This is a genomic window from Saccharothrix saharensis, assembly GCF_006716745.1.
In the GTDB taxonomy this organism is placed as follows: Bacteria; Actinomycetota; Actinomycetes; order Mycobacteriales; family Pseudonocardiaceae; genus Actinosynnema; species Actinosynnema saharense.
The window spans coordinates 3,822,112-3,841,047 of the sequence record NZ_VFPP01000001.1 but is presented as its reverse complement, the minus strand read 5'-3'; the positions used below and the strand labels follow the sequence as shown (position 1 = coordinate 3,841,047).

General features: G+C 72.9%; 18 protein-coding genes and 1 other RNA gene. 17 read left to right on the top strand and 2 right to left on the bottom strand.

Features of this window, described 5'->3' with window-relative positions:
- Positions 1 to 230: 230 nt before the first annotated feature.
- From FHX81_RS16480 to FHX81_RS16460, 5 genes are read left to right on the top strand one after another with little or no spacing between them, the layout of a single operon-like run.
- The gene (locus FHX81_RS16480; RefSeq protein ID WP_246107844.1) at positions 231 to 1,265 is read left to right on the top strand and encodes a polyprenyl synthetase family protein; all 1,035 of its coding nucleotides are present in this window, start codon (positions 231 to 233) and stop codon (positions 1,263 to 1,265) included.
- Between the two features lie 10 nt (positions 1,266 to 1,275).
- A complete protein-coding gene (cobC, locus tag FHX81_RS16475; protein ID WP_141979008.1) occupies positions 1,276 to 2,319 on the top strand; it encodes an Rv2231c family histidinol phosphate aminotransferase CobC in 1,044 nt (347 codons plus the stop codon).
- Positions 2,316 to 3,158, top strand: coding sequence for a Nif3-like dinuclear metal center hexameric protein (locus tag FHX81_RS16470; RefSeq protein WP_141979007.1), 843 nt, complete (start codon positions 2,316 to 2,318; stop codon positions 3,156 to 3,158). The genes cobC and FHX81_RS16470 overlap by 4 nt, the downstream gene beginning before the upstream one ends.
- Positions 3,155 to 3,892: a zinc ribbon domain-containing protein gene (locus tag FHX81_RS16465; RefSeq protein WP_141979006.1), complete on the top strand. Its 738-nt coding sequence runs from the start codon at positions 3,155 to 3,157 to the stop codon at positions 3,890 to 3,892. The genes FHX81_RS16470 and FHX81_RS16465 overlap by 4 nt, the downstream gene beginning before the upstream one ends.
- The gene (locus tag FHX81_RS16460) at positions 3,889 to 5,007 is read left to right on the top strand and encodes a bifunctional RNase H/acid phosphatase (RefSeq protein ID WP_141979005.1); all 1,119 of its coding nucleotides are present in this window, start codon (positions 3,889 to 3,891) and stop codon (positions 5,005 to 5,007) included. Before FHX81_RS16465 ends, FHX81_RS16460 begins: the two co-directional genes overlap by 4 nt.
- On the opposite strand, the gene FHX81_RS16455 is transcribed toward FHX81_RS16460, so the two are convergent.
- Positions 5,004 to 5,561, bottom strand: a complete 558-nt coding sequence (locus tag FHX81_RS16455) for an NAD(P)H-dependent oxidoreductase (protein ID WP_141979004.1) — start codon at positions 5,559 to 5,561, stop codon at positions 5,004 to 5,006. The genes FHX81_RS16460 and FHX81_RS16455 overlap by 4 nt on opposite strands.
- Positions 5,562 to 5,783: 222 nt before the next feature.
- Between FHX81_RS16455 and rnpB the strand changes: the two genes are divergently transcribed.
- Both rnpB and FHX81_RS16445 read left to right on the top strand, forming a co-directional pair.
- An RNA gene (rnpB, locus tag FHX81_RS16450) (RNase P RNA component class A) lies at positions 5,784 to 6,184 on the top strand.
- 201 nt (positions 6,185 to 6,385) lie between these two features.
- Positions 6,386 to 7,999, top strand: a complete 1,614-nt coding sequence (locus tag FHX81_RS16445; protein WP_141979003.1) for a DUF6345 domain-containing protein — start codon at positions 6,386 to 6,388, stop codon at positions 7,997 to 7,999.
- Positions 8,000 to 8,064: 65 nt separating this feature from the next.
- Here the strand turns inward: FHX81_RS16445 and FHX81_RS16440 are convergent, their stop codons facing one another.
- Positions 8,065 to 8,409, bottom strand: a complete 345-nt coding sequence (locus FHX81_RS16440; RefSeq protein ID WP_141979002.1) for a hypothetical protein — start codon at positions 8,407 to 8,409, stop codon at positions 8,065 to 8,067.
- A 383-nt stretch (positions 8,410 to 8,792) separates the two neighbouring features.
- On the opposite strand from FHX81_RS16440, the gene FHX81_RS16435 reads away from it, so the two are divergent.
- The 10 genes from FHX81_RS16435 (at position 8,793) to FHX81_RS16390 (ending at position 18,929) form a co-directional block, all read left to right on the top strand.
- Entirely contained in the window at positions 8,793 to 9,068 is a 276-nt protein-coding gene (locus FHX81_RS16435; protein WP_170185127.1) for a hypothetical protein, read from the top strand.
- Positions 9,069 to 9,071: 3 nt separating this feature from the next.
- Entirely contained in the window at positions 9,072 to 9,542 is a 471-nt protein-coding gene (locus tag FHX81_RS16430) for a hypothetical protein (protein ID WP_141979001.1), read from the top strand.
- A 25-nt stretch (positions 9,543 to 9,567) separates the two neighbouring features.
- Positions 9,568 to 12,384 (top strand): ATP-binding protein, encoded by a 2,817-nt coding sequence (locus FHX81_RS16425; RefSeq protein WP_246107843.1) that lies wholly within the window; start codon positions 9,568 to 9,570, stop codon positions 12,382 to 12,384.
- A gap of 121 nt (positions 12,385 to 12,505) precedes the next feature.
- On the top strand, positions 12,506 to 14,407 hold the full coding sequence (locus FHX81_RS16420) for a hypothetical protein (RefSeq protein ID WP_141978999.1): 1,902 nt from the start codon (positions 12,506 to 12,508) through the stop codon (positions 14,405 to 14,407).
- Positions 14,407 to 15,015 (top strand): hypothetical protein, encoded by a 609-nt coding sequence (locus FHX81_RS16415; RefSeq protein WP_141978998.1) that lies wholly within the window; start codon positions 14,407 to 14,409, stop codon positions 15,013 to 15,015. Before FHX81_RS16420 ends, FHX81_RS16415 begins: the two co-directional genes overlap by 1 nt.
- A gap of 1 nt (position 15,016) precedes the next feature.
- Positions 15,017 to 16,018, top strand: a complete 1,002-nt coding sequence (locus FHX81_RS16410; RefSeq protein WP_141978997.1) for a C40 family peptidase — start codon at positions 15,017 to 15,019, stop codon at positions 16,016 to 16,018.
- 12 nt (positions 16,019 to 16,030) lie between these two features.
- Positions 16,031 to 16,549, top strand: a complete 519-nt coding sequence (locus tag FHX81_RS16405) for a hypothetical protein (RefSeq protein WP_141978996.1) — start codon at positions 16,031 to 16,033, stop codon at positions 16,547 to 16,549.
- A 37-nt stretch (positions 16,550 to 16,586) separates the two neighbouring features.
- Positions 16,587 to 16,775, top strand: a complete 189-nt coding sequence (locus tag FHX81_RS16400; protein WP_141978995.1) for a hypothetical protein — start codon at positions 16,587 to 16,589, stop codon at positions 16,773 to 16,775.
- A 21-nt stretch (positions 16,776 to 16,796) separates the two neighbouring features.
- Positions 16,797 to 18,203: an RNB domain-containing ribonuclease gene (locus tag FHX81_RS16395; RefSeq protein WP_141978994.1), complete on the top strand. Its 1,407-nt coding sequence runs from the start codon at positions 16,797 to 16,799 to the stop codon at positions 18,201 to 18,203.
- Positions 18,204 to 18,461: 258 nt separating this feature from the next.
- Positions 18,462 to 18,929 (top strand): TetR/AcrR family transcriptional regulator C-terminal domain-containing protein, encoded by a 468-nt coding sequence (locus tag FHX81_RS16390; protein ID WP_141978993.1) that lies wholly within the window; start codon positions 18,462 to 18,464, stop codon positions 18,927 to 18,929.
- The last annotated feature ends 7 nt before the right edge of the window (positions 18,930 to 18,936 follow it).

The following is an 18,936-nucleotide window of genomic DNA, read 5'->3' as shown; positions in this document are numbered from 1 at the left end:
GAATGCGAATGACGCGCACACGTGGCGTGCGGCGGGTTCGACGAGAGGTCGGCGACGCGTGGTGACCGAGCCGTCGCTGTGCCGCGCCGGGAGGTACGAGGCTCCCTCGGTCGCGCACCTCGTGCTGAGCCTCGCGCTGCTGTTCTTCGCGGTCGCCGTGTCGATGCTCTAGCTCGTGTGCCCGGGGCCGTCTCAGCGGCCTCTCAGGTGGGTCGCGGGACGATCACCCCGTGTCCACAGTGCAGTCGAACGAGCCGCAGTCGACCATGCCGACCATGCCGGCGCTCGCCCTCGCGCTGCCGAGGGTGGAGGACGAGATCCGGGCCTTGGCGACGTCGTCGTCGCTGCCGATCGTGAACACCTTCTCCGGCCGCATCACCGCGGCCGGGGGCAAGCGGCTGCGGTCGGTGCTGGTCCTGGCCGGCTCGCTGGCCGTGTCCGGGGAGGTCACCGACAAGGCGGTCACCGCCGCCGCCTGCGTCGAACTGCTGCACGCCGGCTCGCTCGTGCACGACGACCTGATGGACAACGCCGAGGAACGGCGCGGCGTGCGCACGGTCAACGCGGACTGGGGCACCGGTCCGGCCGTGCTGGTCGGCGACTTCATGCTGGCCCGCGCGAGCCAGGCCGCGCTGGACCGGATCTCGCCGTTCGCCGCGAGCCGGCTCGCCCAGGCCGTGACCGACCTGGTCGAGGGCCAGGTGCTGGAGGTCGTGGACCTCTACGACGTGGACCGCAGCCCGGAGAACGCGCTGCGGTCCATCGAGCTGAAGACGGGCGCGCTGTTCGAGGTCGGCTGCGTGCTGGCCGCGCACTGCGCCGACGCCGACGAGGCGACCACCGCCGCCATGGCCCGGTTCGGCGCGCTGTTCGGGCTGATGTTCCAGGTCCTGGACGACCTGCTGGACCTCGCGTCCACCTCCCAGCGGCTGGGCAAGCCCGTCGGCAACGACATCCGCCAGGGCGTCTACACGTTCCCGCTGCTGCGGGCGTTGACCGACGACCAGCGCGCGCTCCTGCGGCGACGCGGACGTGAGCTGACCGACGCCGAGCTGGCCGGGCTGCTGGCCGAGCTGCGGCGGACCAGCCTGGTCGCCGACACGGTCGAGCACTGCACGGCGCTGGCGGCGCAGGCCGTGCGCGCGCTGCCGGACCTGCCCGGGTCCGAGGCGCTGGGCATCCTGCGCGAGCTGCCCGGCGCGTACCTGGACTGGGCTTGCTCCCAGATGGGGCAGAGCGCGGATCGGCCGGCGCAGATCGCCTAGACTCGCGGCGATGACCAGCCAGGAGTCCGGCCGGGCGCTGCTGCGCCACCACGGGGACGTCGACGCCGCGCCCGGACTCGTGGACTTCGCGGTCAACGTGCGGGTGCCCGCGCCGCCCGCGTGGCTGCGCGACCGGCTGGCCGCCGCCCTCGACGACCTCGGCTCCTACCCGGCCGCCGCCGCCGACGAACGCGCCCGCGCCGCCGTCGCCGCGCGGCACGGCCGCCACCCCGACGAGGTGCTGATCCTCAACGGCGCCGCGGAGGGCTTCGCGCTGCTGCCCAACCTGCACCCGTGCCTGGCGGCGGTGGTGCACCCGTCGTTCACCGAGCCCGAGGTGGCGCTGCGGGACGCGGGCGTGCCCGTGCAGCGGGTGCAGCTGTGGCCCGAGGACGGCTACGGGCTGCGGCCCGACCTGGTGCCCGACGAGGCCGACCTGGTGGTGCTGGGCAACCCGACCAACCCGACGTCCGTGCTGCACCCGGCCGACGCCGTGGCGTCGCTGAGCCGGCCGGGCCGGGTGCTGGTCGTGGACGAGGCGTTCGCCGACACCGTGCCGGGCGAGCCGGAGTCGCTGGCGGGCCGCACCGACCTGCCCGGCCTGCTGGTGCTGCGCAGCCTGACCAAGACGTGGGGCCTGGCGGGCCTGCGCGCGGGCTACCTGCTCGGCGCGCCGGAGCTGCTGGCCAGGCTCGCGCTGCCCCGACCGCAGTGGCCGGTGGGCAGCCTCGTGCTGGAGGCCGTCGCGGCGTGCTCCGAGCCGCCGGCCGTGGCGGAGGCCGAGGCGTTGGCGCGGGAGGCGCGGGAGCACACCGCGCACGCCGTCGGGCTGCTGGGCGACCTGGTGGTCGTGCCGCCGGACGCGCCGTTCGTGCTGCTGCGCGTCCCGGACGGGCGGCGGGTGCGGGAAGCGTTGCGGGACAAGGGGATCGCCGTGCGGCGCGGTGACACGTTCCCCGGCCTGGGGCCCGACCACCTCCGGGTCGCGGTCCGCGCGCCCGGGGAGTTCGCGCTGCTGGTGGACGCGCTGCGAGTCGTGCTGGAGGAGCTGTGACCACGCTCGGGGACGTGCTGGCCGTCCTGGAGGCCGCCTACCCGCCCGCCACCGCCGAGTCCTGGGACGCCGTCGGCCTGGTCTGCGGCGACCGCGCCGAACGGGTGACGAGGGCGCTGTTCTGCGTCGACCCGGTCGGGTCCACAGTGGACGAAGCGGTGGAGGTGGGCGCGCAGCTGCTGGTGGCGCACCACCCGCTGATGCTGCGCGGCGTCACGGGCGTGCCCGCCGACGACCCGAAGGGCGGGCTGGTGCACCGGCTCATCCGCGCCGGCATCGCCCTCTACACCGCCCACACCAACGCCGACGCGGCCGCCCCCGGCGTCTCGGACGCCCTCGCCGAGGCCATCGGCCTGCGCGTGACCGGCCCGCTGGTGCCCGCCGACCACGACCCGGCCACCGGCATCGGCCGGATCGGCGAGCTGGACCACCCCGAACCGCTGCGCGACTTCGCCCGGCGCGTCGCCGACGCCCTGCCCGCCACGGCGTGGGGCGTGCGCGCGGCGGGCGACCCGGACCGGCCCGTCCGGCGGGTCGCGGTGTGCGGTGGCGCGGGAGACAGCTACCTCGCCGTCGCGGCACGCGCGGGCGTGGACGCCTACGTCACCGCGGACCTGCGCCACCACCCGGCGGGCGAGCACCTGGCCGCCGGCGGACCGGCGTTGGTGGACGTGGCGCACTGGGCCAGTGAGTGGCCGTGGTGCGAGCAGGCGGCGCACGTCGTGCGCACCGCCCTCGGCGGTACCGTCGAAGTCCTCGTCTCGACCCGCCGGACCGACCCGTGGACCGTCGGCGTGACGAGCCGAACAGGAGCACCCCAGATGAGAGGCCCACAGTGAAAGCCGATCCCGCCGTGCAGCGCAGGCTGCTCGACCTCGCCCAGGTCGACGCCGAACTGTCGCGCGTCACCCATCGGCGCCGCACGCTGCCCGAGATCGCGGAGATCGCCGAGGCGGAGAAGCAGCTCCGCGCCAAGCAGGACGCGCTGACCACGATCGAGACGACCCTGGGCGACCTCAACCGCGAGGTCAAGCGGCAGGAGACCGAGATCGACCAGGTCCGCGCCCGCGAGGAGCGCGACCGCAAGCTGCTCCAGGGCGGCTCCGTGGGCGCCAAGCAGCTCACCGACCTGGAGCACGAGCTGGCCACCCTCGGCCGCCGCCGCGGCGCGCTGGAGGACGACCTGCTGGAGCTGATGGAACGCCGCGAGGCCGTCGAGGCCGACATCCAGCACGCCCGGGTCGCGCTGGACAAGGCGCAGGAGGCGCTGTCCGACGCGGCACGCCGCCGCGACAGCGCGCTGGCCGACCTGGAGTCGACCGAGACCAAGCGCGTCGCCGACCGCGAGCGGATGACGGGCCAGTTCCCCGCGCCGCTGCTCGCGCTCTACGACCGGGTGCGGGCGCACAAGGGCATCGGCGCGGCGCTGCTCCAGTCGCGGCGCTGCGGCGCGTGCCGCATCGAGCTGGACCGCAGTGCTTTCGCGCACGTCAAGGAGTCCGCGGCGGACGAGGTCGTGCAGTGTGAGGAGTGCGGCGCGATCATGGTGCGCACCGGGGAATCGGGGCTGTGAGGGTCGTCGTCGAGGCCGACGGCGGCTCGCGCGGCAACCCCGGGCCCGCCGGGTACGGCGCGGTCGTGCTCGACGGGGCGGGCGAGGTGCTGGTCGAGCGGTCGGCCGGCATCGGCGTGGCCACCAACAACGTCGCCGAGTACCAGGGCCTGATCGCCGGGCTGCGGGCGGCGGCGGAACTCGGCGCGTCCGAGGTGGACGTGCGGATGGACTCCAAGCTCGTGGTCGAGCAGATGTCCGGCCGGTGGAAGGTCAAGCACCCGTCCATGCAGCCGCTGGTCGCCCGGGCGCGGGAGGTGGCGGCGGCGTTCGAGCGGGTGACCTACGCGTGGATCCCGCGCGAGCGCAACCAGCGGGCCGACCGGCTGGCGAACCTGGCCATGGACGAGCAGGCGGGCGGGTCGAGGTCGACGAAGGCGGGGAAGGCCGGGCCCGCCCGGCCCGAGCCGCGGCAGGCGGACGCTTCGACCCAGTCGCCGGTGTCGTGGACCGGCGCGACCGGCGAGCCGACCCGGCTCTACCTGCTGCGCCACGGCCAGACCGAGCTGTCGGTGGCCCGCCGCTACTCCGGGCGCGGCAACCCGCCGCTCACCGACGTCGGTCGCGGTCAGGCCGAGGCCGCCGCCCGCCGGCTGGCCGAGGTCGAGGGCCTGACCGCGGTCGTGTCGTCACCGCTGGGGCGGGCGCGGGAGACCGCGCGGGCCGTCGCGACCGCCACCGGGGCCGAGCCGTCCTGGGACGACGACCTGATCGAGACCGACTTCGGCGCGTGGGAGGGCCTCACGTTCACGGAGGCCGCCGAACGCGACCCCGACGTGCACCGGCGCTGGCTCGGCGACCCCTCCGTGCCCGCGCCCGGCGGCGAGAGCTTCGACCAGGTGCACCACCGGGTGCGGCGGGCCCGCAACGCGATCGTGTCCCGCTTCGGCGGCGCGAACGTCGTCGTGGTCAGCCACGTCACGCCGATCAAGTGCCTGCTGCGGATGGCCTTGGACGTCGGCCCGTCGCTGCTGTTCCGGCTGCACCTGGACCTCGCGTCGCTGTCGGTGGTCGAGTTCTACCCCGACGGCCACGCGTCCGTGCGGCTGGTCAACGACACCTCGCACCTCGGCTAGCCGGCGGGGCGCAGCCGGGTGCGCTCCCGCCGGAACCGGGCGTCCTCCAGCGCCAGCGCGAACCGGTCCACCGCGCCGCGAACCGCCTCGGCGGCTTTCGGCGCGATGGTCCCGCCTTCGATGTCCGGGTCCAGCACGAATTCGCCGCGCAGCACCGAGTCCGCGCCTTTGCCCGCCAGCAGCGGGTTCAACGCGTAGTCCATCGCGACCAGGAAACCCTGGCTGCCGCCGGTCGCCAGCGGCAGGATCACCCGGCCGCGCAACGCCTTCTTCGGCAACAGGTCGACGAGCGCTTTCACCAGCCCGCTGTAGGCCGCCCGGTACACCGGGCTGGCGACCACGATCCCGTCCGCGCGCAGCACGGCGGCGACCGCGTCACCGATCTCCGGGTCCCGCAGGTCCTCGGTGAGCAGCGGCAACGTCGGCAGTTGCCGCACGTGCAGGGTGCGCACCTCGTACCCGGCGTCGCGCAGCAAGCCCTCGACGTGCGCGACGAGGACACCGGTGCGGGACGTCGGGGACGGACCGCCGGAAATCATCAGAACGGAGGACATGGGTCGCTGACACCTTTCACGAAAAGGCTCGGAGTACGAGGTGAAAACTGTCAGCGACAACAGATCGCGGCGGCGGTGCGGCCGAAGTCGACGTGCCGGCGGCGGGTGAGTCCCCCGATTCCTGGCATGCTTTCGAGTAGAGCAGCACGCCCACATCGCGACAAGGTTCCGCGGCCCTGGTTCCACTGCCTGGGAAGCCCGCCGGTACCCTGGTGGCGCGGATGAGTCGGCAGGGCGGCCGCGTCGGCGGTGCGGAAGCGCCGTCGCCGAGGAAAGTCCGGACTCCACAGGGCAGGGTGGTTGTCAACGGCAACCAGGGGCGACCCTCGGGACAGTGCCACAGAGAACAGACCGCCCCGGCGCGAGCCGGGGTAAGGGTGAAACGGTGGTGTAAGAGACCACCAGCGTCCCCGGTGACGGGGACGGCTAGGTAAACCCCACCCGGAGCAAGGCCAAGAGGGTGCCCCAGGGCACCTGCGCAGGCGTTCGAGGGCGGCCCGTCCGATGCCTGCGGGTAGGCCGCAAGAGCCTGTCGGCAACGGCAGGCCGAGATGGATGGCCGCCGAACGGGACCGCCGCGAGGCGCCCGGGAACAGAATCCGGCTTACATGCCGGCTCATCCGCCCCTTTCCCGCCCATTCGGGCGCACCCATTGGTCCCCGGCGACCGACAAGGCGCATGTGCCCGCCTATACATCCCTTGCGTGCCAGGGGTGTTACACCGATGAGGCCGTTCGAGTGGTTGTCGGTATCAACCCCGCCCGGCGCGCTTCCTCCCCGCAGACCACGGGCCCTGCCCCGCGGTACCACGAGGAGGGAAATCCCATGTCCACCACCACGAGGCGAGCCGGCACCTGGCTCGCCCTGACCGGCCTGATGGGCGCGGCGGCGATCACGGGGAGCGCCGCCACCGCCACCGCCGCCGCCGCCGCCGAACTGCCGGTGTACGCGGTCCGGTCCACCGGGCTCACCCAAGCCCAGGCCGCCGCCCTGCAACGCGCGTTCGGCCTCAAGAACGTCCAGCTCGCCGAGGACGGCTCGGTCGCGTTCGCCGACGAGTCGACCTACCTGCGCGTGCCCGGTCTCGACCTGGGCGCGGGCAAGCCGGACGAGGAAGGCGCCGAGACCGTCCAGACGGCCCTGGACGTCGAGTCCCTGAAACGCCTGCGCGCCCTCCCCGTCGAGGACGCCACCAAGCGCGCCCTCGAGTCCCTGCGCGGGGCGGGCCTGCTGCCCGCCAACGCCACCCCGACCGCCGGCCAGACGACGTTCGAGGTCGTCGACGCCAACCAGAAGGCCGTCGTCACGGCACCCCTGGACACCGCGGTCTCGTTCGCGTTCACCCTCGACGGCGTGCCGCTGGAGGGCCCGGGAGCGAAGCTGCGGGTCGCGTTCGACGGCCAGGGCGCCGTCGCGGGCCTCACCCACGCCACCCGTGACCTCGTCAAGGTCGGCAGCGTGCCCGTGCTGAGCCTGGACCAGGGCCGCGAGCGGTGCGCCAAGGTGTTCGGCCAGAGCGTGCGGCCGACCGGCGTGTCCTACGTGTACGAGGCGCCGCCGCTGGCGGAGAAGGTCGAGGAGCTGGAGCCCGGCTTGCGCTGCGACGGCGTGAACTCCGACGGCGCGGCCGTGCAGTCGGTGGTCGTCGGCGCGGCGGTCGACGCGCGGCTGCCCGAGCCCGGCCCGGTGGACCCGCCGCGCGAGGAGGGCGCGTTCACCCCGCAGTGGACGTGGCGGATCGACGTCGGCAGCGAGGGCACCGGCCCGTGCTCCGGCCTGCCGTGGACGGCGAACAACCTGAGCACGTTCAACAACCGGTTCACCGCCGCGGGCGTGCCCGTGCAGTTCAGCTGGGTCAACCACAACGCGTGGGAGCGGGACTTCAAGGACCCGGTGTTCCCCGGCGGCCAGGACCACCTCTACGCCGACGACGTCGACATGACCTACTGGCAGGGCCACGGCTCCCCGAACGGCTTCTCGTTCGCCGGGTGCAGCAGCAACACCGACACGTTCCTGTCCAAGGACGAGGCGCGCTGGGGCAACAAGGACGTCGAGTGGATGAGCCTGTTCACCTGCTCGATCCTGCAGGGCTCCGCGGGCGGGCAGAGCTGGGCGGCGCGCTGGGGCCAGGCGTTCCGGGGGCTGCACCAGATCAACAGCTTCGACACCGTCTCCTACCACAGCGCCGTGCACGGCGGGAAGTTCGCGAACTACCTGGTGCGCACGCCGTTCCTGTGGTGGAACAAGCCGATGAAGGTCCGCGACGCGTGGGCGCAGGCGTCGATCGACACGCAGCCGGCGTCGGTGCGGTGGGCGACCATGGGCGCGATCGGCGGCGGTGGCCTGGCCAACTTCGACGACTACTTCTGGAACAAGGGCGCGGTCGGCCCGGACACGCTGCCGACCCACGGCTGGTGGCGGATCTCGGGCATGAGCTGACCCGACCCGCGTGAGCACGGGGTCCCTTCCGCGCCTGGGGGTGGGAAGGGGCCCCGCCACGCGTTTCAGGCGCGGCGGGAGGGCCGGCCCGGTGGCATCCGGAACACCGGCCGGAACGCCGCGCCGTCGTTGTAGCGGCGCTCCAGCTCGGTCACGTACGCCTCGACCGCCGGGTTCACGATGTCGGCCAGGCTGCGCACGCCGGCCTCCGCCTCGTAGGCGGCCAGGTAGGTCGCCGCGGCCCGCGCCCGCTCCAGCACGTCCTGGTCGAAGTTGACCGTCCGCTGCACCCGCCGCCCGGTTTGCCGGTCCTCACCGGTAACCTGATCACTGCCCGAGACGGTCACGGCGACGGTGATTTCGTTCACCCCACCGGCTGGTTCGGGCACGGCCTCGGGCGGGTGGGTCATCGGCGAGCCTCCTCGGCGTCGTCACTCCGGCGTGCGGACCGTTCGGGTGTCGATCGCTCGGCCGGACGGGGGAGTCGGCGCGACCGGCGGGGACAGGGCTGGAGGTCGTGCACACAGTGCGTGACCAGGGGGTTCGCAGTCGGGTGAACTATCTCAGCAATCGGGAGAATCCGGGGACGTCGGTTCTCCACCGGCTCGCCCCCAACCATGATGTCTGTGGTCAGATTAGACGTAATCGACTGCCAGGGGAACGGTTCTTGATCTACCGACCGCTAGCCGACCGATACACCTCGTGACGAAGACGTGTTCTACTCGATAGCGCACCAACCGGACGGGCACCCCTCGGCCCGCCCGGCGAAGTCCTGCGTACTCAGGAGTACGAGATGACCGCCATGACCCTGGTAACACTCGCCCAGCAGCCGCCCGCTTTGGGCACAGGCGGGGTGCGCCAGTGGATCCTCGACAACCTGGTCCCCCTCCTCTTGCTCACCGTCGCGCTGCTGCTGCTCTGGCTCGGCGGCGGCAAGGGCGACAACGCCGGGGTCATGCGCCGCCTGGGCGGCGTCATCATCGCGTTGGCGATCATCGGTCTGGCCGTCACCACGAACGCGGGTGCCAACATCGGCCAGTGGATCGCCGGCCTGTTCACCGGCGGGTGACCCTTGCGGGTACGCACTGACGACGAGGTCTACCGGGTCGACGCCGTCTGGCTCGGCCCGCCCAAAGCAACCTTCCCGTGGCGTGCGCGGTACGTCGCCTGGGGTGTCGGCATCGTGGTCTTCCTGCTGGTCACCGCCGTCCAGCGGCAGGTCGGATTCGGCTTCGACGTGATCAACACCGGTTGGGGCTTCGTGATCACGATCGCCCTGACCAGGTTCATCTGCTCGCGGATCAGCCACGAGCGCCCGCTGTCGTCGGTCCTGGCGATGTGGGTGCGCGAGCTGACCGCGCCGCGGGAGACCACGGCGGGCCGGGGCGGCGCGGCCAGCGCCGCGCGCGTCCGGGTCAGCCCGCACCGCCCGCGCAAACGTCACAAGGGGGCGAAACGCGCGAGCGCCGCCACCCGATCCCAGCACCGCAGGCAGCAAGACCGCCGTCAGAAGGAGGTGCGCGGTGTTCGGACGCCGGCGTGACCGTGACCGACGATCCGCCGCACACGTGGCCCAGCACGCGGCCGCGGCGCGCGACGACCGCAAGGTCTACAGCAAGCGCGGCCGCCGCCTGCCGGGCGAGCAGTCCGTGCCGAGCTACACACCGTCGATCGCCGCCCGCAGCATCGACGGCCACCTGCTGCGCACCGGCCAGGAGGTCTACGCCTGGTACCGGCTCGCGCCGCAGCGCTGGTCGTTCCGGTCGGACTCGCAGCGCCAGGACCTGATCGCGGCGATCGCGGGCCAGTACGCCGAGCTCCAGGGCCGTTGGATGCACCTGCGCGTGACGAACCGGCCGTACCCGATCCGGATGTGGGCCGAGGCGCACGTGCACAACGCCGTGCGCCGGCTGCCGGACACCCCCGGCACGTTGAGCTTCGACGACTACATGGTCGGCGAGCAGCAGCAGCTCATGGGCCGGTCGATGGCCGAGAAGGAGGTCTACCTCGGCGTCCAGGTGCAGACCCGCAACATGATGGACCGCGCGGTCGAGCGCGCCGCGCCCGTGCTGCGCAAGGTCTTCCCGGACGCGGTGGACGCCGAGCTGGTCGCGATCGAGTCCGAGATCGACCACCTCGACCAGGTGATCGGCTCCGCCGGCCTCGAAGGGCGCCCGGCCACGGCCGAGGAGATGTCCTGGCTGATGCACCGGTCCTGCTCGCTCGGCCTGCCCGCGCCGCGCAACCTGCCCGCCGTGCCCGGCGCCCCGTGGGAGCCGGAGGACCTGGCGTCGTTCACCGACGCGGCGGACTTCCACCAGGACCCCTACTCGCCGACGGTCACCGTGCGCGGCCGCACCGGGTCGAACGCGGGCATCAAGCGGCACGTCGCCGTGCTCACCGTCGGCCTGATGCACGGCCTGCAGATCCCCGAGCAGGACGACCCGTGGGTGCAGCGCTCGGACCGGCTGCCGGCCGCCGTGGAGTGGTCGGCGCGGATCTACGTGCGGCGTCCCGAAGAGGTCTCCGGCGAGTTGCAGCGGCAGATGAGCAAGGTCCGCTCGCAGGTGCGCCACTACACCGACGAGCACGAGCTGGAGCCGCCGCAGTCGTTGGCCCGACAGGCGTCCCGGGTGCTGGAGATCGACGACGAGATGACGTCGGGCTTCACCGCGCTGGGCACGCGGGTGCGGAGCTGGTGGCGGCTCGCGGTGTCCGGCCCGACCGAGCGCGAGGCCCTGCGGCTGGCCCAGGGGCTGCTCGACCTCTACAAGCCGAAGGTGGCGATCGAGCACCCGGAGGCGCAGTACGCGATCGCGCGGGAGTTCATCCCGGGCGAGCCGCTGTCGTCGTCGGCCTACCTGCGGCGCGGCTCGGTGCTGTGGGCGGCGTCCGCCGTCCCGACCGCCACGGCCGAGGTGGGCGACCGGCGCGGCATCCTGCTCGGTGAGACGGTGACCGCGACCCGCCGGCCGGTGGCGTGGGACCCGTGGATGGCGCAGGAGCTGCGCGACTCGTCCGGCCTGACCGCGATGGTCGCCGGGCTGGGCGCGGGCAAGTCGTTCCTCGGCGGCGGCATCGTCTACAAGACGTTGCGGGCGGGCGCGCACTGGACGCTGCTGGACCCGTCCGGGCCGCTGGCGGCGCTGTGCGAGCTGCCCGAGCTCAGGCCGTACGCCCGGCCGATCAACCTGCTCAACGCGCAGGCGGGCATCCTCAACCCGTACCGGGTGGTGGCCGAGCCGCAGCTCGACCACTTCATGGACGAGGAGGACCCGGAACGGGCGTGGCGGCGGGAACGCGCGCTGGCCGCGGCGACCCGGCGTCGGCTGGTGCTGGACGTGCTGTCCGGCCTGCTGCCCTACGAGGTGTCCCGGTTGCCGCAGACCCGGATCGTGCTGCTGCGCGCGGTCCGCACGGTCGGCGGCCGGCCCGACGCGCACCCCGGCATGGTGTTCGAGGCGCTGCGGCGGGACGCGTCGGAGCACCACGAGCACGCCGTCGTCGTCGCCGACTTCCTCGACGAGATGCGGGAGCGGATGTCGCTGCTCATCCCCGAGCAGGACCTGGACCCGTACAACGAGGCGCGCGACGACCGGCTGACCGTGCTGACCATGGCGGGGCTGAACCTGCCGAAGGACGGCGTGGGCCGCGAGCACTGGACGGACGCGGAAGCGCTCGGCGTGGAGATGCTGAACCTGGCCGCGTGGTTGACCCAGCGGTCGATCTACGAGCGGCCGAAGGACCTGCGCAAGGGCGTCTGGATCGACGAGGCGTTCTTCCTGTCGGAGGTGCCGACGGGCCGCGTGCTGATGAACCGCTTCGCCCGCGACTCCCGCAAGTGGAACGTCCGCGTGCTGCTGTCGTCGCAGATCCCGGCGGACTTCCTCAAGATCCAGGGCTTCGTGACGCTGCTCGACTCGGTGTTCGTCGGCCGGTTGGACGACGACCAGGCGCAGGCGGACGCGTTGCGCCTGCTGAAGGTCCCGGTCGGGGCGGGCTACGAGCAGGTCGTGGCCTCGCTGGGCCGTCGCCCGGGCGGCGTGCGGAACAACCTCGAACGCGACCGCGCGCCGCGCCAGTTCATCTTCGGCGACGGCGCGGGCGGCGTCGAGCGGATCCGCATCGACTTCTCCGGGCCGCACCTGGAACACCTGCGCAACGCCCTCGACACCACGCCGGACGCGCTGCGCGACGGCGGCGAGTCGACCGAGGTGGAGGTCTCCTCACCCCCGCAGGACCCGTTCTCGTACGCCGAGCAGTACACCGACGAGTACGACGACGAACTGGCCGCCGACCTGGAAGTCGGCCTGACCGACGAGCTGGTCGACTCGGCGCACGGCGAGGGAGGAAACCGCCGTCCGGGCCGGGAAGGCAGCGCATGAGCGGCCTCGTGGACGACTCGCGCACCGCGCTCGGTGCTTGCCGCGCCGAGCGCCGGCGGGACGTGCGCGTGAGCGGGTCCCCCTGTGCTCCGGTCGTGCCGAGCAGTAGCGAGGTGTCCGCGTGAGCACCCTTCTCCTGGTGGCGCTGGTCGCCGTCGCGCTCTACGCGCGACGGCGATTCAGACACGCTCAAGAGCACGCGGAGGCGCACGGCCGCCCGGCGCGCGCCCGGTGGCGTGCGATGGCCGTGGTGGTGGCGATCGTCGGCCTCCAGGTCGTCATCGGCGCCACGCCCGCCGCCGCCGCGCCCTGCGGTGAGGCGCCCAACCCCGAGCGGCCCGGTTCGGGGATGGTCGGCGCGATCGACCCGCCCATCGGCAACGGCCTGCCGGACACGCCCTACCTCAACCACGGGTACGCGGGCATGGTCTGGCACACCTACCAGGAGAAGTGCCTGGTGCCCAACGCCACCCCGGTGCTGGACACCTGGATGGGCAACGAGCTGTTCAACGTCGGCAAGAACATCGTCGGCGCGACGAACGCCCTGCACTACACGGTCGTCGGCCAGGGGCTGCTCCAGCCGCTGGACGAGGCGGTGAAGACCGGCGTCCAGAAGGTCTACGACAACGTCTACCTGCGCTGGTTCGGCCTGGTCGCGCTGATCCTGGCGGTGCTGATGTTCCGCCAGATCTGGCAGGGCGACCTGGCCTCGATCAGCAAGCGCGGGTTGTGGGCGCTGGCCGCGATGTGGCTGGCGACCTCGACCCTGGCGCTGCCGCAGTTCTACAGCCTGATGGACAGCACGCTGGTCACCCGCACGTCGGAGATCCAGGCCGGGTTCGTCGACGTGGACGAGGACAAGGACCAGCTCGACGTGCTGCCGTCGCGGCTGCACGACACCGTCGTCTACCAGAGCTGGTTGCGCGGCGAGTTCGGCACGCCCGAGGCGCCGCAGGCGGCGCAGTTCGGTCCCCGGCTGCTGGCCGCCCAGGCGTGGACGGTGCAGGAGTTGGCCGAGCACAAGGACGGCGACCAGGCCGCGCTGGACGCCAAGAAGGCCGAGTACAAGAACATCTACGCGCAGCTTGGCCCGACGAAGGGCTACTTCAGCGGCGACGACGGCGGCCGCACCGGCGCCGGGTTCCTGTCGCTGCTGCAAGCCGTCGCGTTCTCGCTGTTCCAGCTGTTCGCGAAGGCCGCCGTGCTGCTGGCGCAGCTGCTGCTGCGGGTGCTCACGCTGGCCGGCCCGCTCATCGGCCTGGTCGCGTTGATCCACCACGACCTGCTGCGCAAGGTCGCCCGCGCGGTGGCCGTGACGGTGTTCAACGTGCTGCTGCTGGCGGTGCTGGCGGGCGTGCACGCGTGGCTGCTGCAGGCGATCTTCGGCGCGACCGGGTTGTCGTTGCTGGCCAGGACGCTGCTCGGGCTGATGCTGACGGTGGTCCTCTTCATCGCCGCCAAGCCGATGCGCCGGATGTGGCAGATGGTCGAGATGTCGGTCGGCTCGGTCGGCAACGCGCTGCCCATGCGCGGCGGAATCCTGTCCAAGTTGCGCAAGAAGAAGGAAGGCCCCTCGCCGCAGGAGGAGTTCTGGGACACCGTGCGGGACACCGATCCGGACGGGGTCGAGGTGCCGCAGCGGGACCGGCGCAGGGTGCGGCCCGAGGCGGCCAATCCCGTGGCGGCGAGCGCGCAGCGGTTGGACCGCAACGGGAACAGCGTGCGCGAGCTGGGCTCGGGCGTGGGCGGGAACGGTGCGGTGGCGTTGCCCGGCGGGGGGTACGGCGGGCCGGCGGCGTTGCCGTCCGGGCGGTCCAGGGTGGTCGACGCGCCGCCCATCGCCGACCGGAACTACGACCGGCTGGACGACGCGGTGCTGGTGCCGTCACGGGTCAACGGGCGGGTGGCCGACGCGCCGACCCCGGTGCCGGGGCCGCGGCGCGCCGAGACGGAGGTCGTGGCGGGACGGCAGGTCCACGTGATCTACCGGCCGTCACGCGGGCTTGAGGTCAGGGACAGCTGATGCCGATCCGAACCAATCGCGGCCGGGCGGCCGTGTACCGACGCCTGTGGGGCTGGCCCTTGCGCTCGCCCCGGCACCTGGTGACGACGATCGTCGGGGTGGTCGTCCTGGTCACGACGATCAGCGTGGTCATCCCGAACGCGATCAAGCCGCGGCCGGGCGGCGGCGCGGCGGGCACCACGTCCACCGCCACGACCGGCAGCGGCGGCGGCAACCAGGTCGGGGTGCTGCCCACGGTGACCTCCACCCCGCTGCCGACCAAGGCACCGAGCCCCACGGCCGCGCCCACCTCGGCGCCGGTCAACGTCAACGCGCAGCTGCGCGCCGACATGTGGGTGGACGCGTTCAGCCGCTTCGAGCCCGGCAAGACCACCAAGGAGCAGTGGTTGGCCGGGCTCGAGGAGCACACGTCGGACGAGATGTTCCCGCGGTTGCAGTCCGTCGACCCGGCGAACGTGCCGGCGGTGGTCGACGAGGCCGTCAAGCCGATCAAGTCGTTCACCGATTCGGCGGAGTTCGAGGCGAAGCTCGAGGACGGCAGGCTGATCGTCACGGTGGCGAAGCTGCCCGAGGGTTGGGTCGTGACCGACTGGACCAAGGTGGGGTGACATGCTCAAGATCGGGATCGCGGTCGTCGCGGTGGTGGCCGTGGTGGCGGTGACCGTCACCAACGGCGTGTCCACCGTGCTCAAGGAGAACACCCCGACCGAGGGAGCCGCCGGCATCCGGATGGCGAGCTGCAACGCCTCGCTCGGACCCTGGGGCGGTGGCGGTGAGGAGAAGGGGCGCCGGGAGGCCGAACGGCTCACCGAGGAGCAGCGCACGACCGTCGCCAACATCATCTCCATCGGCCGCAAGCGCGAGCTGCCGCCGCTGGCGTGGCAGATCGCGATCCAGGCGGGCATGACCGAGTCGGGGCTGCGCAGCCTGGACTACGGCGACCGGGACTCGCTGGGCATCTTCCAGATGCGCCCGTCGATGGGCTGGGGCTCGCCGGAAGAGGTCACCGACCCCGAGTACGCGATCAACAAGTTCTACGACGTGCTGCTCAAGCTGCCGGACTGGGAGGAGCAGCGGCCGGGCGACTCGGCCCAGGACGTGGAGCGGTCGGCGTTCCCCGACCGGTACCACAACTGGGAGGCCATGGCCGCGTTCCTGATCAGCAAGGAGGGCGACGTCAGCGACCCGGCCGGGTGCGGGGAGAGCGTCGGCGACTTCCTGCTGGCGTCCAACGCGGCGGGCACCGCGATCGAGTTCACCAAGCAGCAGCTCGGTGAGCCGTACCTGTGGGGCGGCAACGGCCCGGACGCGTGGGACTGCTCCGGCATCCTGGTCAAGGCGTTCGCGGCGGCCGGGGTGAAGATCCCGCGCGTGGCGAACGACCAGTACATGTCCGGTGGCGCGTACCTGCCGGTGCGCGAGGCCAAGGCCGGTGACCTGATCTTCTGGGCCACCAACCCGGCCAACCCGGTCACGGTCCACCACGTCGCCATGTACCTGGGCGGCGACGAGTACATCCACGCGCCGCAGACCGGTGACGTGGTGAAGATCAGCAAGATCAACTGGGACTACCACGAGTTGATGCCGCTGGCCGTTCGGCCGGGCGTGTAGGGAGGCACGACGGTGTTCAACCACGAACCCATCCAGCGGCACGCCGGGCCGCCCGCGTCGAGCACGCCCACGCGGGACTACCTCAACACCCGGCCGCCGGGCACCGACCAGTCGTACGCGGTGCTGCCGCGGTCGCTGGTCGAGGCGATGCCGCTGCCGTGGCAGCAGCAGATGGCGCACCTGCTGGCCGACTTCCACCGCACGTACGCGCACCTGAACTGGCCGGTGTACCGGGTCGTGCCGTCCCGGGTGGAGCGGCTGGTCGACCTGGACGAGGACCAGTTGGCCGAGGTCGGCGCGATCGTGGAGATCGACGTGGACGGCGAGCTGGTCTACCGGGACCGCGGCGGCGCGGTGATCACCGACCCGGAGCACCGGACGGTGCTGGTGTCGGTGCTCGACCCGATCCCGGGCGAGTACGCCAACGCCAACCAGAACACCCCGCCGCGCGGTTTCCCCCAGCCGCCGGTGGTGCCGCAGCCGAGCTACCCGCAGTCGGGCCCGCTCCCCGTGCAGCCGCCACCGCGGTGAACATGACATGCGCTGCGGCGCATGGAAACCTGGGTGCATGGCTTCTGACCCGAACGCTTGGTACTACTGCCTGACCCACCGGACGGTCGAGCGCGGTGTTGGCTGCCGGGGCGGGGACCGCATGGGCCCCTACCCGGACGAGGCCACGGCGCAGCGCGCGCTGGAGCTGGCGCGGGAGCGGACGAAAGCCGAGGACAAGGCCGATAAGGAGTGGGGCAAGCGCTGAGGCCGGCTTAGGGTGCACCCCATGGTGATCCGCACCGACCGAGCGGACCTGGACTTCGGCGGCATCCGGACCGAGTTCGGCCTGCCCGACGGGTTCCCGGCCGCCGCGCTGGCCGAGGCGCAGGCCGCGGTGTCGCGCGACGTCGGCCTGGCGAGTCGCGAGGACGCGACGGACCTGCCGTTGGTCACGATCGACCCGCCCGGCGCGAAGGACCTGGACCAGGCGTTGCTGGTGCAGCGGGTCGGGTCGGGGTTCCGGGTGCACTACGCGATCGCCGACCTGGGCGCCTTCGTGGTGCCCGGTGGCGCGCTGGACGCGGAGGTGCGCAAGCGCGGCCAGACGCTGTACCTGCCCGACGGCAACGTGCCGCTGCACCCGCCGGTGCTGTCGGAGGGCGCGGCGAGCCTGCTGCCGGGGCAGACGCGGCCGTCGGTGCTGTGGACGTTCGAGTGCGGTCCGGACGGCGAGCCGACCGACGTGCGGGTGCGGCGGGCCGTGGTGCGCTCGACCGCGCAGTTCGACTACGAGACCGTGCAGGCGCGGTTCGACGCCGGCACGCCGCACCCGTCGATCGAGGCGCTGCCCGACTTCGGCCGGTTGCGGCGGGAGCGCGCGGTCGAGCGCGGCGCGGTCGAGCTGCAACTGCCGGAGCAGGAGATCGTGCCCAACGGCGACGGCGACTGGAAGCTCGCGGTCCGGCCGCGGGCCGACGTCGACGCGTGGAACGCGGAAATCTCCCTGCTCACCGGCATGTCCGCGGCGAAGGTGATGCTGACGGCGAAGGTCGGTGTGCTGCGGACGCTGCCCGACGCGGACGACGGCGCGGTGGACGCGCTGCGGCGGTCCGCGCACGCGCTGGGCGTGCCGTGGCCGGCGGGCGTGACGCCGTCGCGGTTGCTCGCGGGCCTGGACCCGAGCCGCCCCGAGGCGTTGGCGCTGTTCGTGGACGCGACCCGGCTGCTGCGCGGCGCGGGCTACACCGCGTTCAACGGCGAGGTGCCCGCGGTGTCCACGCACGCCGGCCTGGCCGCGCCCTACACGCACGTGACCGCGCCGCTGCGCCGGTTGGTGGACCGCTTCGCCACCGAGGTGTGCCTGGCCGTCACGGCGGGGCAGGACGTGCCCGACTGGCTGACCGAGGCGTTGCCGCTGCTGCCGGGGTTGATGGGCGGTTCGGACGCGCTGGCGGGCAAGGTCGACCGGGCGTGCCTGGACCAGGTCGAGGCGTGGGTGCTGGCCGACCGGGTCGGGCAGGAGTTCGAGGCGGTCGTGCTGCGGGCCGAGGGGAACGGCGCGGACGTCTTCGTCGCCCAGCCGCCCGTGATGGGCCGCTGCACGGGCGAAGACCTGCCCGAGGGCGAGCGGATCGCGGTGCGCCTGGTGGAGGCCGACCCCGAGCGGCGCAAGGTCGTCTTCGAACGCCGGTGACGGCCTCACGCGTCCAGCGTTATCGCGCGACGAACGGGCGCATCCGGCGTTCGTGGGGAACGCCGCGGTGTGGTCGTCCGCCCGGCCCAGCTCGTCCGCCGGCACGTGCGCGCCGACCAGCGCGAGGCTGGTGCCCTGGCCGGACGGGGCCCGGCATCCCGACCTGACCCGGGACCGGGTGGTGCGCGCGGCGATCGCGATTCGTGGACGCCGAAGGGCTCGGCGTGCTGTCGATGCGCGGCGTCGCGGCCCGGCTCGGTGTCGCGCCGGTCGGAGCTGTGCGCCCGCACGCTGTGGTCGCGGTACCGGCGGCACCCGTGGCCGGCCCAGCTCGGCCCGATCACCCGGCCGCTGCCGCTGCCGAACCTGGCCGTGCACGCGGAGTGGGCGCCGGCCGCGCTGGACGGCTCCGGGCCGAGCGCCGCCGAGATGTGCGACCTGCACGTGGTGTTCTCCAGCTACGTGCACGGCATCGCCGTCCACCTCGAACGCGGGCAGCAGGCGCTCGGTGCGTCCGGGCCGTCGGAGGACGAGTGGATGGAGAGCCGGGCGTCGGCGATGGGCGCGATCACCGGATCGGGGCGCTATCCCCCGTTCGCGTGGGTGCTGGGCGAGCTGGCCGAGGAGGGCTACGACCTGGACCTGGACGAGCTGTTCGAGCTGGGGTTGCGCTCCGTGCCGGATGGTCTCGCGCCGCGGCTCGACCGTCGGCGGGATGTGATGTGATGGCGGG